Below are 15,128 nucleotides of genomic sequence, written 5' to 3'. Positions count from 1 at the left end.
AGGTTCAATCCCTCAATGATGCCTGGAATCGCTCTTTCAATGCCTCTACACATTTGGCGACGGTAGCGGCAATCTCCTCTTCTTCGAGTGTACGGCTGGTATCCTGAAGGATTAGACTAATCGCAAGGCTCTTAAAGCCTTCCGACACGCCTTTACCGCGGTACACGTCAAATAAGTTTACGCCAACTACCTGATTTACGCCAACTTTCTTACATTCGGCTAAAACATCGGCTGCTGGTACGTTTTCCGCAACAACAACAGCGATATCACGACGGTTAGCCGGGAAGCGAGAAATTTCGCGCGCCTGAGGCACCACGCGGTCTGCGAGCTTGTTCCACTCCAGTTCGAAGACCAAAGTGCGACCGTTCAGATCCAGTTTACGTTCCAGCTCCGGGTGAACAACCCCAATGAAACCAATACGTTCACCTTTCAGATAAATCGCTGCGGACTGTCCCGGATGAAGCGCTGTATTGGCTTCGATACGGAATTCGATGTCAGATAATTTACCAGTCAGGTCAAGAACTGACTCAAGGTCGCCTTTTAAATCATAGAAGTCGACGCTTTCTTTTGCCTGGTTCCAGTGCTCTTCATAACGGTTGCCGCAAATAACACCTGCCAGCATTACGTCTTGACGAATCCCCAACGGAGCCTGAGTATCAGGTACAAAACGTAAACCGCTTTCAAAGATACGTACACGGCTCTGTTGACGGTTTTGGTTGTACACCACCGTACCCAGAAGGCCAGTCCACAATGACAGACGCATCGCCGACATTTCACTGGAGATCGGGCTCGGCAGAATCAGCGCCTCTTCACCAGCGTGAATCAATTGCTGCACTTTTGGGTCGACGAAGCTATAGGTAATGACTTCCTGGTAGCCCTTGTCATTGAGCAACATTTTCACGCGCTTAAGCGACAGATCCGCCTCGCGGTGGGTGCCCATGATCAGGCCTGCCTGGACCGGCTCATCAGGAATATTGTTATAGCCATAAACGCGAGCGACCTCTTCGACCAGGTCCTCTTCGATCTCCATGTCGAAACGCCAGCTCGGTGCAACGGCTTTCCACTCGTCCTGACCTTCTGTCACTTCGCAGCCCAGACGACGCAGAATATCGCTCACCTGCGCATCATCAACGTGATGGCCAATCAGACGATCCAGTTTGCTACGACGAAGCGTAATAGTGGCAGGTTTCGGCAGCGTCGCTTCATTGGTAACATCAATGATCGGACCCGCTTCACCACCGCAGATATCCATCAGCAGACGGGTCGCACGTTCTATTGCCTTATACTGCAGCGCAGAATCCACACCACGCTCATAGCGGTGAGATGCATCGGTATGCAGGCCATGGCGACGCGCGCGACCGGTAATAGAGAGCGGGCTGAAGAAGGCACACTCCAGCAAAACGTTTTGCGTTTCGTCATTCACGCCAGAGTGTTCACCACCGAAAATGCCGCCCATTGCCAGCGCTTTCTGATGGTCAGCGATAACCAGAGTATCGGTATCCAGCTTCGCTTCAGAGCCATCCAGAAGAACCAGCGTCTCCCCTTCATGCGCCATACGTACGACAATCCCACCTTCAATGCGGTCTTTGTCGAATGCATGCATCGGCTGACCCAGTTCAAGCAGCACATAGTTGGTGACGTCAACCACAGCATCGATAGAGCGGATACCGCAGCGGCGCAGTTTTTCCTTCATCCACAACGGAGTCGGTGCTTTAACATTGATGCCTTTCACTACGCGGCCCAGATAGCGCGGGCATGCATCCGGCGCATCAACCTGAATAGGCAAAACATCATCAACAGTCGCCGCAACCGGAGTGATTTCCGGAGCATTCAGCGGAGCTTTGTTGAGCACGGCCACATCGCGAGCAACACCAATAATACCCAAGCAGTCGGCACGGTTCGGCGTGACGCTGATTTCAATGGTGTTATCGTCCAGCTTCAGGTATTCACGGATGTCAGTACCCAGCGGCGCATCAGCAGGCAATTCGATAATGCCGCTATGATCGTCGGAAATACCCAGCTCGGAGAAAGAACACAGCATACCTTCAGAAGGCTCGCCACGCAGTTTCGCCGCTTTAATTTTAAAATCACCCGGCAGTACGGCGCCGATGGTTGCAACCGCAACCTTCAGACCCTGACGACAGTTCGGCGCACCGCAGACGATGTCCAGCAGACGTTCGCCGCCAACGTTGATTTTCGTTACGCGCAGTTTGTCAGCATTAGGGTGCTGAGCGCATTCAACCACTTCACCCACGACAACGCCGTTGAAGCTTCCCGCGACCGGCTCAACACCGTCAACTTCGAGGCCTGCCATGGTTATCTGGTCCGACAGCGCTTCGCTGTCGATGGCCGGGTTAACCCACTCGCGTAACCACAGTTCACTGAATTTCATTGTTCTGTCCTGCCCTTATTTAAACTGTTTGAGGAAACGCAGATCGTTTTCGAAGAATGCGCGTAAGTCGGTTACGCCGTAGCGCAGCATAGTCAGACGCTCCATACCCATACCGAAGGCAAAGCCGGAATAGATTTCCGGATCAATGCCAACGTTGCGCAGTACGTTCGGGTGCACCATGCCGCAGCCGAGCACTTCCAGCCATTTACCATTTTTCCCCATGACGTCAACTTCAGCTGAAGGCTCTGTGAACGGGAAGTAGGACGGACGAAAACGAATCTGCAAATCTTCTTCAAAGAAGTTACGCAGGAAATCGTGGAGCGTTCCCTTCAGGTTGGTGAAGCTGATGTTAGTGTCAACAATCAGGCCTTCCATCTGGTGGAACATTGGGGTGTGAGTCTGATCGTAGTCGTTACGATATACGCGCCCTGGCGCAATGATGCGGATTGGCGGCTGCTGATTCGCCATGGTGCGAATCTGCACGCCTGAAGTTTGAGTACGCAGGAGGCGCGTAGCATCAAACCAGAAAGTGTCGTGGTCAGCACGCGCCGGATGGTGGCCAGGAATATTCAGCGCATCGAAGTTATGGTAGTCATCTTCGATTTCCGGACCGGTCGCGACGGTAAAGCCGAGCTCACCGAAGAAACCTTCAATACGGTCGATGGTACGGGTAACCGGGTGCAGGCCACCGTTCTCGATACGACGCCCCGGCAGAGAGACATCAATGGTCTCCGCGGCCAGACGCGCGTTAAGCGCAGCGCCTTCGAGGTCAGCTTTACGCGCGTTAAGCGCCTGCTGGACCTGCTCTTTGGCTTCGTTGATAACCGCACCGGCTGCCGGGCGCTCTTCAGCAGGCAGCTCACGCAGGGTCGTCATCTGAAGGGTCAATTGCCCTTTCTTACCCAAATATTCCACGCGGACGTTGTCCAGCGCAGCAACATCTGATGCCTCGTTAATGGCTGCCTTCGCACTGGCAACCAGCTCTGCGAGATGTGACATGGTTTTCCTCATTATGTCGGTGCAGACACCGGTTATGGTTATTATTTTGCTCTCACTATTTCGAGTGACAGGTAGTGGGTAAATCCGTATCTACCGCAGATTGCTCCAGTTGGATCGCACGAGTTAATTCACCTACCTGCAGCTTGAAATAGAATGAGCCAGTTCATATACGAAAAAAGCCTCCACAGTGGGAGGCTTTCTGGCGCTGTTTTCCGTTTCTTCTTTCACGCGCTAGCCTCCTGAGTTCAGGTGCTAAAGTAAAAAAAGAAGCGGAAAATAGCAGCATTCATGCTTGCATTACCTTGTCTGGTACGAAACGGAAGACCTGTATTGAAAAGCTTACGACAATAAAAGTCAATGTATTGATAGTGTTGAAACGAAAAGAGGGAGACAAGCTCCCTCTTTCAACTGGCTTATGCCAGAGCTGCTTTCGCTTTTTCGACCAGAGCGGTGAACGCTAATTTGTCGAATACTGCGATGTCAGCCAGGATCTTACGGTCGATTTCAACAGAGGCTTTTTTCAGGCCGTTGATGAATTTGCTGTAAGAAATACCGTTCTGACGTGCTGCTGCGTTGATACGCGCAATCCACAGTTGACGGAACTGACGCTTTTTCTGACGACGGTCACGATAAGCGTACTGACCAGCTTTGATAACAGCCTGGAAGGCAACGCGGTATACGCGAGAACGCGCACCGTAGTAGCCTTTAGCTTGTTTCAAAATTTTCTTGTGACGTGCACGGGCAACTACACCACGTTTTACGCGAGCCATATGTGCTCTCCTGTATCTATTCTAATTAAAAAGTTAAAAGGGTTAACGACTTATGCGTACGGCAGGCACGCGATTACCAGGCCCAGATCGCCTTTGGAAACCATGGCTTTCGGACGCAGGTGACGTTTACGCTTGGTAGCTTTTTTGGTCAGAATGTGACGCAGGTTAGCGTGCTTGTGCTTAAAACCACCTTTACCGGTTTTTTTGAAGCGCTTAGCAGCACCGCGTACGGTCTTAATTTTTGGCATTTTAATAACTTCCACTTCGCATTGTTAATAAACGAAACGTAGGCGAACAACACCTGCGGAACCCGTGGGTTCCACTGGCATTGCTACTTGAAGGCCTTACTGTTTCTTCTTAGGAGCGAGCACCATGATCATCTGGCGGCCTTCGATCTTCGTTGGGAAGGATTCGACTACTGCCAGTTCACTCAGATCGTCACGGACGCGCGTAAGCACTTCCATACCGATCTGCTGGTGAGCCATCTCACGACCGCGGAAACGCAGCGTGATCTTAGCTTTATCACCCTCTTCCAGAAAGCGAACCAGGCTGCGGAGTTTTACCTGGTAGTCGCCATCATCGGTACCAGGTCGGAATTTAATTTCCTTAACCTGGATAACTTTTTGTTTTTTCTTCTGTTCCTTAGAAGACTTACTCTTTTCATAAAGGAACTTGCCGTAGTCCATAATACGACAAACTGGCGGTTCGGCGTTAGGGCTGATTTCAACTAAATCTACTCCAGCTTCTTCAGCTTTTTCGATAGCTTCTCTCAGACTCACAATACCCAAAGCTTCGCCTTCCAGACCTGTCAAGCGAACTTCCAGGGCGCGAATCTCGCCATTGATACGATTCGGACGTGCCGTTTGAACTCGTTTTCCGCCTTTAATACCTTATTCCTCCAGTTGTTTTAGACTGCGGCTGCGAATCTCTTGTTGCAGCTTCTCGATAACTTCATTTACGTCCAGGCTGCCCAAGTCTTTGCCACGACGGGTACGCACGGCAACTTTGCCTGCTTCTACCTCTTTGTCGCCACAGACCAACATGTAAGGGACACGACGTAAAGTGTGCTCGCGGATTTTAAAGCCAATCTTCTCATTTCTCAAGTCTGCTTTTACGCGAATGCCCGCATTTTGTAGTTTACGAGTCAATTCGTTGACATATTCAGCCTGAGAATCGGTGATATTCATCACCACAACCTGCACAGGTGCAATCCAGGTTGGGAAGAAACCAGCGAACTCTTCGGTCAGGATGCCAATAAAGCGCTCCAGCGACCCTAGAATTGCGCGGTGAATCATCACAGGTACCTGACGTTCGTTGCTTTCGCCTACATAGGAGGCGCTCAGACGAGCCGGCAGGGAGAAGTCTAACTGTATAGTACCGCACTGCCATGCACGATCGAGGCAGTCATAAAGGGTAAATTCAATTTTCGGGCCGTAGAATGCGCCTTCACCCAGTTGATACTCAAACGGGATGTTATTCTCTTCCAGCGCAACGGCCAGATCCGCTTCCGCACGATCCCACGTTTCATCACTGCCGATACGTTTTTCCGGACGCGTTGAAAGTTTGACGACAATTTTGTCGAAGCCGAAAGTGCTGTACATGTCATAGACTAAACGAATGCAAGCATTGACTTCATCACGCACCTGATCTTCGGTACAGAAGATATGGGCATCATCCTGAGTAAAGCCGCGTACACGCATTAAACCATGCAGCGCGCCTGACGGTTCATTACGGTGACAGCTACCGAATTCTGCCATACGCAGCGGCAGATCGCGGTAAGACTTCAACCCTTGGTTGAAGATCTGCACATGGCCCGGGCAGTTCATCGGCTTAATGCAATATTCACGGTTCTCAGAAGAAGTTGTGAACATCGCATCTTTGTAGTTGTCCCAGTGGCCGGTTTTTTCCCACAGCACACGGTCCATCATGAACGGACCTTTAACTTCCTGATACTGGTACTCCTTCAGTTTGGAGCGCACGAAAGTTTCCAGTTCACGGAAGATAGTCCAGCCGTCGTTGTGCCAGAACACCATACCCGGTGCTTCTTCCTGCATATGATACAGGTCGAGCTGCTTACCAATTTTACGGTGATCACGCTTGGCGGCTTCTTCCAGACGTTGCAGATAAGCATTCAGCGCCTTTTTATCTGCCCATGCGGTTCCGTAGATACGTTGCAACATCTTATTGTTGCTATCACCACGCCAGTAGGCACCAGCAGTCTTCATCAGCTTGAAGTGATGGCAGAAACGCATGTTCGGCACGTGCGGGCCACGACACATGTCGACATATTCTTCGTGATGGTATAAGCCAGGCTTATCATCATGAGCAATGTTTTCATCAAGAATCGAAACTTTGTAGTTTTCGCCACGCTTCACGAAGGTTTCACGCGCTTCATGCCAGCTGACTTTCTTCTTGATGACGTCGTAGTTTTTCTCAGCGAGCTCGTGCATACGTTTTTCGAGCGCGTCGATATCTTCCTGGGTCAGGGTATGGTCCAGATCGACATCATAGTAGAAACCATTGTCGACAACCGGGCCGATCGCCATTTTGGTATTTGGCCACAGCTGTTTAATTGCGTGCCCTAAAAGGTGCGCACAGGAGTGACGAATAATCTCAATACCATCTTCATCTTTCGCGGTGATAATAGACAGAGTTGCATCGTTTTCGATTGGGTCACAAGCATCAACCAACTCGCCGTTTACACGACCAGCGATAGTGGCTTTCGCCAGACCCGGACCGATATCCAGAGCAACATCCATCGGACTCACAGCATGATCAAAATGGCGTTGGCTGCCATCAGGAAGCGTAATTACAGGCATTTCATGTCCTTATTTGCAGTGGTGCCCCACACGAAAGAGCACATACAAAATTGATTAATTTATTAATATTAGTGGCTTACACGCGTTTCTGAGCTTCACTCTGCTTAGTGTGTACATCAGGATGTACAAAATCCAAAATGTACCCGCTATAAACTCCTAATACCGAGTCACTATGATACACGCCATCAACTTCTCATGAAAGCTGCAACAATATTAGGTTTATAAAATCAGATTCAAAGCCTAATGGCAGATCCGATTCATTTATTGTGGAAAGGATTTTGCGAGCAGCTTTCCAGAACGTAAACGCACCGGTTTACCGAGCGGTAAAACCGGCGCATCATGTTCCGGACATACGAGTTTGGGTGCGCACCGATTTTTCTCTATGTCTATGCTGGCCTCTCATCATGCCTCGCATCGTGAATCGTATACGTGACGACTCCGATCACTTCCACGTCATCCAGCGCTTCCCCTTCAATGGCCTCTCCGTCAGATGTGATAAACGCCCTGCCTAATATTTTCGCAAACTCCATGAATCCAGCGTGCCTTATCAGGACAGTGCTCCCCTGCTTAGCTTTCAGAGACAAATCAAGAACAGCAAAGCCGCTGTCAGTGCTGATGACTCGCGAGTTAGCTCCGATATTGCATAGTGAGCTCACTGTCAGGGTGCTCTCTACATAATCTGTAGCTGGCGATGGAAAGCCCATTACATGACCCTCCCCATGTTTCTCAAAATCCACAAACGGTTTTCGCTATGGTCCGGCGTTTTGTCAGCAAAGCAGTTCTGATAGCGCTCTATCCATCGGTTAGCCTCAGAGTATGAAAAGTGGATGCCACGCTGCTGCATAGATGAAACAAAATCCACCGTGTGCAGATACTGGTAGCCTTTCGAGTTCCGAAGAATCGACTCCCGAAAGGCCTGGTTGATGTCTGATTGTCGAAGCATGATCTACCCTCCAATAAATACTGTTTGCATATACAGTATTTTTATTGAAGGCGAAGATCAAGAAAGGCTGCGGCTATCAATTTTCAGCGCTGAAAACCTCGATTACGCTGTAAGATCATTTTTAATTCCCGCAAGATACTGATACACGGTATTTTTCTGGTCGACAGTGATTGCTCCAGGTATCAGAATTAACGTCGACAAGTCTCCCCGAAACTGCAGCGCAAACGGGCTGTCAGCTCCGCCAACCGTCATTCTTCGTGACTCATCTGTACTGAACGGTTTTGCACCGTATGCCGTTGTCTGCAATACAACACCGTCATACTCCCACGAATGTGAATCAGACAGTGCAGTGACAACTGAGATATGCCACGCGTAATCCCTGACGTCTGCTACAGATGTGTTTATCGGAAAGCTCTCAGGAGAGGAAGAGATACTTTTACTGCCGTGGTTGTAGAAAATATTATTACCGGTGTAGCTATCCCCCCCGAAACGGAATCTTGCAACGTTAGGTTCTGCAGCGTTGTTTCCGCAGATATTACCACCGGTTGCCGTGAACCCCTCCGTGTTCGCAGCAGGAATGCGGTGAACCATAAACAGCGTAAAAATACCATCTGCAGGAAATGTCAGCTCGTTACCGGTTTTCTTCATGATCCCTGGGTTAGATGCCGCCACATCAAAACGCAGTGTTTTGCGCGTACCGGAGGTGATAACTCTTGGCGGATGCGTCGTAGTGGGGGTAACCAGCCCCCACTCATACAAACCTGTTTTATCGCGCACAAGAGACACCGCCTCCCCGGAAGCCGTAACGCCGGAATCAGCACTTATCCAGGCCGTGGGATTCATTGCCAGTATCGCGACTTCTTCTGGATTGATATCAATTACGGGCAGGTTAGGGTTTGTTGACGCTATTGTTGTTTTTAATACGAGCATTAGTTTATCTCCATTAGAAAAGCAGGAAGCCATTGATATTCAGTTTCGCCAGTGTAGAGATTCGTTATCCCTGCACTTGTTCTGAATATTCCGCGCGCGCCCTCAATAGGACCAGACTGAGTTGTTGTTCCGGTTCGCGCCAGGGCGTATCCGATTTGAACGTCCCTGACAGCGTCAGGATTGGTAACAGTAATTCTGATAATCGCGGGGTTAACTGCGCTGTTTATCGACACATCCGTAATTGTCAACTCGTCCCTGTTACCCGCTAGCTTACGAACTCGGAAACCGCCTCCAGCTCCCAGACCCGCCTGGTTGACAACGGCATCTGACGTGTCCTTGGTAATTTCAACTGACGTTAAAAAACGAACGTCTATCGTGTTACTGCCAGACCAATAGGCAAGGTAAGGTTTGATCGGGATAAATCCGGTCCCAAAACATTCAAAAACAACCGCCCGAGCCAGTTGTACGCCACGGCTATTCTGGCCTTTCGAGTTAATATGAATCACATCCCCTATGTGCGGGTACTGATAGCTTCCGCCTGTAAAACGAATGTTCCCAACAGCATCAGCGTTAAGTTGTCCCTGACGAACGCGACTATCCCATGACCCGTGAGGTTGCCAACTGCATTGCTCTACAAAAATATTGACGTCGGGGTGGTCACCACCAAAAATCCTTTTCACCTCGGCATTGTAGTTACGGTCCAGATTCATCAAGAACCGGGTGTATTGTTCAGGATACATTCGCGGCGTTCCGTCCGTGTCTGTCTCACCCAGCTTTGCGTCCAGTCCCAGCACCTGGACGCGGTATCCCAGCGACTCACAGACTCGTTTTGCGTCAATAAGTCCCTGAATCAGCCCGCTCCACGCTGTAGAGCCTTTCGTCAGGTCCCGGTACGCCTTACCGCCGTCTGCGGCCACATAGCGCAGGATGTTAATTCGCACACCCGTCATACTCTCTACGGCATTAATAATGTGCGCCGCCGACGACGAACACGCAGTCTCTTTCCAGCCACCGTTAATCGTTTCTTTAAGAGGCGAAATGGAGTCAATTTGTTCTGCTCCGCGGTTGGGATTTTCCAGGCCTTCACCACGATCAGACGTGAACATAAACATATTTTCTGGGTACAGATTTGTTGTCGCGATTAATGTGTCGTCTGTTACCGTACTCCAGCCCTGGGCAAGTGACTGTCCCCACGTCGGTAGAACATACATCACCGGGCGGGCGTCGTTATCTACAGAAAGGCGGGTGGTTCCATAATTCAAAAACATGGTGCTAACTGATGCGGACGCATAATTAATTTGCCCGGCAGCAGTGGATATTTCTCCAACTCGGGTTAACCCCTGAGGGGTCGCAAAATAATACCCCCCATCTTCGGTCCACGCCTCAACAATCTTGTTTTCAGGATCGATGACTATGCGCTGACAAACAGAGCCATCTGGCAAGACATAACCAGGTATTTCAGCGTATGGGCGTAAATAGATGTCTGAATCCGGAGCGACCAATTTCTCTTCACCATTCTCATCAAGATATAAAAGTCGTCCGTCGCTATTCATGAATGGTGCCACGCTTCCATTATTAAACTGCACCCCGGCAGCATATGGTATTGAACTCTGAGGTAGTTCGAATATTTTAGAGTTGATACTTTCATACTGTTCGTCTACGTACTCCTTAGATATCATTCTCCTTCCGGTCGCAGTCAACGTACCTGAATTATTGATGTACTCATCCGCCAGCGATCCTCCATCAGAGCTACGAACATAGGTTGTCGAACCATCCTGAATATTTGCAATGTCGGCCTGAGCCGCATCAAGCGTCATGTACTGCCGACTAAGCGGAATTAGGTTCTGTCGCGTTTCTTCAACGACTTTGTCCCCTTCAGCCTTAATTCCGTCTACGGTGTAGTGTTCACCACCGAGGCGATCGGTGTACGTAAGTTCAGTGCTGGTGACAGTTTTATCCAGCATCGCGCCGGCATAAACTGCATCCCGAATATCTGTGCTAGGCACTTCATTATCGGTCGGGGTTGGAAGTGGTACTTGTGCCATTGTGCATGTCGCCCTATGTAAAAGGCGCACGAATCCCTCAGAGTGGATTTGATGGTGTGCGCGAAGGTTGGTTATAAAAGCTGTGTATTACGGATAAATCGAGTCTGAGTATTCAGAAAGAGTTAACGTCTGAGTGTCGTCACCGTTGGGTTTCGCTGTTTCGACCCTCCAGATTGTTGAGTTAAGTTCCGTGCTTGTTGCGATGAAATAGCGGCTGGCGTTCTGCACCGTCGTTCTGTCGTAAATGTTCAGGTCGAAAGCGTCAGCTGCAGCCTGAAATGCCTTAGGCTTGCCGGTTACGGGGTATGCGCGCCAGCGGCCGCGATAATTACCGAGGCTATCCGTCATCACCACCCACATATCGCCGAGAGAGAAGTCGATACGCTCTGACGTCGAAAACACATCGCCTATGCGCCCGGTGATATAGCCATTCTGCTGTTTGTTGTCGTACATGTCCGGACACTGCACTACCGCGCCGCGAATAACCTGCGTGGATTCCAGCACTTTCACCGTCATGCCAAGGCGAGAGTAAAGTATTCTCCGAGCTTCCAGCCACGCCCGGTCCTCCGCCTGCGTTTTATTACGACAGCCATCAAGGCTGATCTGCAGCGCGTTAATGGTCGCGTCCTCGACCTCAACAATGCCGCTCTGGTCAATCTGCAGATAGATGTACGCTTTTTTATTGGTGAGCGGGTCGACATAGTCCAACGTGACGCCGTCATAGCCGCCTGGCAGTGACATGGTCCACGTGACTTTATACTCGTCCCAGAACATGTTTGAGCGCGCGAAAACCGCATCCGGATTAACCACCTTCTCATCACGCCAGAATGTCAGCACGTCGCCGATATTGTTTCCGCCGACGCGGGCAACATTACAGATGGTGCTGATCCGCTCGCCGAGTGACAACTTTTCATCCGAGAAGGTGTAATCGAAGTAAGCGAGTTCGGGGACAGTGATGGAATCGGCGATCGCGTACAGCGTAGCGATATCGATGCTAGCGGAGTCCTGCCTGCCAATGACTATCCACTCATGCAGTACGGCGTCAGCAAACGAGCGACTCGGACGAAGCGTATAATCAATCGCACCGGTTGCCCTGTCATAACTGATGGTATGCCTCTGAGCCAGCATGTTGTACTTCTGCTCGCGATTGCTGTTGCTGTTATTTGGCCCTTTGATGGTGACTTTGGCGATAGTGTCGTCAGGGTAAACCACGTTTTCACGCACATTCACCGCGTGGATCGCCATCAACGTCACGACATTACCGTCGTTACTGTTGTCCAGGCGCTCAATCGTCACCGCGTAACGCCCGGCTCCGGCTGCCGGTGTGTATTTGTGCGAGGTACGAAAATATCTCGTAGTCACCTGAAAATCGTTATCGAAGAAATAATCGTACTGCTCAGAAGTCCCCGGTATCTGGTTGTTGCTGTCGTCGACTTTCCAGAACCGGATCCGATAGCGTGACGTTCCCGCCGTTGCGCCGAGTTGCACCATTACGTGCACCCACACCTGCGACGATTCAAGCGGTGAAACTGACGGGCCAATTACAAGTGGCGTCTGGTCGTTCAGAGTGAACAGCACCAGGTTGATGGTTGCATCAGCCGGGAGCGTGGTGATCTCCCCGGTCATATCGGCGAGATAAAACACCGTATAGGACAGCGTATCTTCACCGATGAAACTCTCAGAAGAAACGATGTTTCCGCTGCCAGTGACATTACGGGTTACCGCACTGCCGCCGGAGTTCCACGTTGCGTTGATAACAAATGTCACCGGGTGCGGCACGGCCAGAGCGGCGAAGTACGTGAAGTTGTCATCGTTAGAGAGCACCGTTACCTTGAGTTGGTTGCTCTCAATCACCATCGCCGTCGGCGCTGTCGTCGTCGCGGTCTGTGCTGGGAAATCTTCGCTTTCATTCAGTCCAGGCACTTCTTCATTATCGACGTCGTCAAACTGGTACCCGACATCGATGGTCCCGATCGTCACACCCGGGTCGAATACCTGATAACTGGCACCTGCCAGGCTGCCAAGATTTGATTCCGAGTAACGAACTGAGGAAATGGTGTATTTCCCATAACCTACTTCGAACCATTCTGTGATGTATTTGTTGTTATCGACAAACTCAAAAAGCGCTTCCTGAATCAGGTCAGGGAACACGCGGCACGAGCCGTAAATATTTGGACGCCCTTTGTACAGTCGCGCCCGGTTAGTCTGCCCTGTTAAATCGTTGTTTGGTGATTCTCCGGTGGACACCGAAGGCGTGGCTGCGCTTTGCGTGCCCATCAGAGAGCCAAGCACTTTCTTGGTGAAGCGGATCGGGTTGAGATGCTCAATAGGGTTGAGTAATGTCCCTATCAGACCACCACCCTCCGGCTGATCAAATACCGACACCGTATCCCCGGCACGTAGCAGACAGGACAGGTCGAAATCGTCGTCTAACTCCCTGCCGTTAAGCTTTACCACCACGTTATTGTGCAATTTCAGCTTATCAAGCAAGACTATCAGAGGCGTTCCCGGCTCCGTTGTACCGTGTTGCTTTGGCGCGCCTGGAAGACGCTGAAGCTCATATCGAACCATGCACCAGATACTCCACTTTGTTATAGATTTTCTGAAGGATGACGGCGCTGTCCGTCCGGACAAAACCGAACTCGCCGCGGGAGTGCAGACATTTTCCCGGGTTGATCATCACGCCGACGTGCGCTGGCTCATTGCCGTAGTAGAACACCGCCAGACAACCAGAAACCGGGGCGGGCACCTTGCGCCAGTGGTTTGCCTCTTCCTCGTAGCAGGTGATGAAGTTCGCGCCTGATTCGTAGCCGGCGACGTGATGAAGCTCAAGACCGAGCACGTGACGGTAATACAGCACCACCAGGCCCCAGCAATCCACCTCATCAAAGGTGCAGGCGCGGTTAGCCCAGGGATTGCCGTTAACAAGCCCGATAAAGTCGCTCTGGTTCATACGTTAATCAGTCCAGGATAGTCTTTCGTGGTGTAAATGAGAGGGTTCGCCAGCGTCAGCGGGTTAGTTTTCCCGACATTAACGGTGACGTTACTGCCATCGGCGCCGACGTCCTTCACAAAGAGTGACCAGGTCTTAAGCGGATCAGAATCACCGATCGTATTCCATTGCCGGTATACGCAGGTAATGGGGGTCATGCGCCCCGCTCCTTTCCAGCTCTTCAGCGTGCTCCTTACCTCTTCCGCGCCCTGTTCAAAGGTGATCGCCATCGAGATAATTGCCGAGCCATCCTGCTTCGGCTCAATGATGCTGAAGGCCGCCGGCTGGTAAACGTTCCCGCCGAACGTCGCTTCACGAAACAGCTTATTGACCACCCGGTAATAGCCGAACGCCGGGTGATAAAACTCAATGGTCTGCTTGATGTCGCTCGCCGGCCGTCGCTCTTTCCATTCTCTCAGTGTTGGCATTAGTCAGCCCTCGGCATAACGGACGTCACCAGATAATCCAGCCAGTAGCCGTAGTTCTCTGGCGCATTGACGATCCAGTCGTCGTAGTCCTCGGTGATGTCCTCGATACCGTTACAGATGACGCTGGCAGTCCAGGTGACGATATTGCCGTTTTTGCTGGTCTGCACAGGCATACTGATAAAGTGCAGCGTCTGCAGCTGCACACCCTGGGTGTCGCCGAGGTCGATCGGCATCTGGAACCAGTTACGCCCGCGGTCGCAATAGGTCGGCGAGCGTAGCCACGACTTAAACCGTTCGGCCTGCTTCAATGTAAAAATCCATTGAAGCGACCAGGTTGATTTCAGGTCAGTGGTTAGCGGTGTGAAAATGACGGGCCCGACCGCCGGCTGCGTTGTCTGCCAGGCGGTATCCTGCGTCATGTTCTGATCTGCGCGCTGAGGAAGCGGCAGCATATCCGGGTATGAAACTGTTGCCACGTTTCCTCCGGGCAATAAAAAAAGCCGCGGCTGCGGCACTGATCGAATATCAGGATGTTGCTAAATGTGTACCACTGTTACTGTGTGTTTTTCACACAGAGAAAGGATGGGGTATATGTCAGAGAAATTCAGAGTCAAACTCTCCTGCCCTGATTGCGGCAGTGAGCAATTCATATTTAGCGCCGAACCGCACACCATAGACAATGTCGAGTCCTGTGCCTCCTGCGGAAGGGCTATCAGCAAAAACGATGTCTTTCGCCACGGCAAGGATTTCCTCGTAGATACGCTCAGGGACAGACTGAAGGGAACCAAATTTAAGCTCAAGTAAGGAGAT

Annotated in this window: 16 protein-coding genes and 1 other annotated feature; of the genes, 1 reads left to right on the top strand and 15 read right to left on the bottom strand. The window is 50.9% G+C overall.

The window, feature by feature from the left end:
- Nucleotides 1-4: 4 nt before the first annotated feature.
- From pheT to AC07P6_RS13075, 15 genes are all read right to left on the bottom strand, one after another.
- Complete coding sequence (pheT, locus tag AC07P6_RS13145; RefSeq protein WP_182239403.1) at nt 5-2,392, bottom strand: phenylalanine--tRNA ligase subunit beta; 2,388 nt, start codon at nt 2,390-2,392, stop codon at nt 5-7.
- Between the two features lie 15 nt (nt 2,393-2,407).
- Nucleotides 2,408-3,391, bottom strand: a complete 984-nt coding sequence (pheS, locus tag AC07P6_RS13140; RefSeq protein WP_478316555.1) for a phenylalanine--tRNA ligase subunit alpha — start codon at nt 3,389-3,391, stop codon at nt 2,408-2,410.
- Between the two features lie 169 nt (nt 3,392-3,560).
- Nucleotides 3,561-3,686 (bottom strand) — a sequence feature (Phe leader region).
- Nucleotides 3,637-3,681, bottom strand: coding sequence for a pheST operon leader peptide PheM (gene pheM, locus AC07P6_RS13135; protein ID WP_001386830.1), 45 nt, complete (start codon nt 3,679-3,681; stop codon nt 3,637-3,639). (Overlaps the previous feature by 45 nt.)
- A 118-nt stretch (nt 3,687-3,804) precedes the next feature.
- Nucleotides 3,805-4,161, bottom strand: coding sequence for a 50S ribosomal protein L20 (gene rplT, locus AC07P6_RS13130; protein ID WP_004102963.1), 357 nt, complete (start codon nt 4,159-4,161; stop codon nt 3,805-3,807).
- 50 nt (nt 4,162-4,211) lie between these two features.
- Entirely contained in the window at nt 4,212-4,409 is a 198-nt protein-coding gene (gene rpmI / locus AC07P6_RS13125) for a 50S ribosomal protein L35 (RefSeq protein ID WP_001124225.1), read from the bottom strand.
- 96 nt (nt 4,410-4,505) lie between these two features.
- Nucleotides 4,506-5,048, bottom strand: coding sequence for a translation initiation factor IF-3 (gene infC / locus AC07P6_RS13120; RefSeq protein WP_071830666.1), 543 nt, complete (start codon nt 5,046-5,048; stop codon nt 4,506-4,508).
- Between the two features lie 3 nt (nt 5,049-5,051).
- Complete coding sequence (thrS, locus tag AC07P6_RS13115) at nt 5,052-6,980, bottom strand: threonine--tRNA ligase (protein WP_110275722.1); 1,929 nt, start codon at nt 6,978-6,980, stop codon at nt 5,052-5,054.
- A 386-nt stretch (nt 6,981-7,366) separates the two neighbouring features.
- The gene (locus AC07P6_RS13110) at nt 7,367-7,684 is read right to left on the bottom strand and encodes a S24/S26 family peptidase (RefSeq protein WP_478316554.1); all 318 of its coding nucleotides are present in this window, start codon (nt 7,682-7,684) and stop codon (nt 7,367-7,369) included.
- Nucleotides 7,684-7,923, bottom strand: coding sequence for a hypothetical protein (locus tag AC07P6_RS13105; RefSeq protein ID WP_478316552.1), 240 nt, complete (start codon nt 7,921-7,923; stop codon nt 7,684-7,686). The genes AC07P6_RS13110 and AC07P6_RS13105 overlap by 1 nt, the downstream gene beginning before the upstream one ends.
- Before the next feature lie 102 nt (nt 7,924-8,025).
- Nucleotides 8,026-8,853: a hypothetical protein gene (locus AC07P6_RS13100; RefSeq protein WP_478316551.1), complete on the bottom strand. Its 828-nt coding sequence runs from the start codon at nt 8,851-8,853 to the stop codon at nt 8,026-8,028.
- Nucleotides 8,853-10,898, bottom strand: a complete 2,046-nt coding sequence (locus AC07P6_RS13095) for a hypothetical protein (RefSeq protein WP_478316550.1) — start codon at nt 10,896-10,898, stop codon at nt 8,853-8,855. Before AC07P6_RS13095 ends, AC07P6_RS13100 begins: the two co-directional genes overlap by 1 nt.
- Before the next feature lie 87 nt (nt 10,899-10,985).
- Nucleotides 10,986-13,469 (bottom strand): host specificity factor TipJ family phage tail protein, encoded by a 2,484-nt coding sequence (locus tag AC07P6_RS13090; protein ID WP_478316549.1) that lies wholly within the window; start codon nt 13,467-13,469, stop codon nt 10,986-10,988.
- On the bottom strand, nt 13,456-13,851 hold the full coding sequence (locus AC07P6_RS13085) for an NlpC/P60 family protein (RefSeq protein WP_478316547.1): 396 nt from the start codon (nt 13,849-13,851) through the stop codon (nt 13,456-13,458). Before AC07P6_RS13085 ends, AC07P6_RS13090 begins: the two co-directional genes overlap by 14 nt.
- The gene (locus AC07P6_RS13080; RefSeq protein ID WP_478316545.1) at nt 13,848-14,318 is read right to left on the bottom strand and encodes a hypothetical protein; all 471 of its coding nucleotides are present in this window, start codon (nt 14,316-14,318) and stop codon (nt 13,848-13,850) included. Before AC07P6_RS13080 ends, AC07P6_RS13085 begins: the two co-directional genes overlap by 4 nt.
- Nucleotides 14,318-14,794, bottom strand: coding sequence for a hypothetical protein (locus tag AC07P6_RS13075; RefSeq protein WP_478316543.1), 477 nt, complete (start codon nt 14,792-14,794; stop codon nt 14,318-14,320). The genes AC07P6_RS13080 and AC07P6_RS13075 overlap by 1 nt, the downstream gene beginning before the upstream one ends.
- Nucleotides 14,795-14,858: 64 nt before the next feature.
- Between AC07P6_RS13075 and AC07P6_RS13070 the strand changes: the two genes are divergently transcribed.
- Complete coding sequence (locus AC07P6_RS13070; protein ID WP_413465663.1) at nt 14,859-15,122, top strand: ECs_2282 family putative zinc-binding protein; 264 nt, start codon at nt 14,859-14,861, stop codon at nt 15,120-15,122.
- Nucleotides 15,123-15,128 lie beyond the last annotated feature (6 nt).

This window comes from Klebsiella sp. GFKo11 (assembly GCF_056490265.1).
The sequence above is the reverse complement of the archived record's forward strand: the minus strand, read 5'-3'. Positions and strand labels throughout refer to the sequence as shown.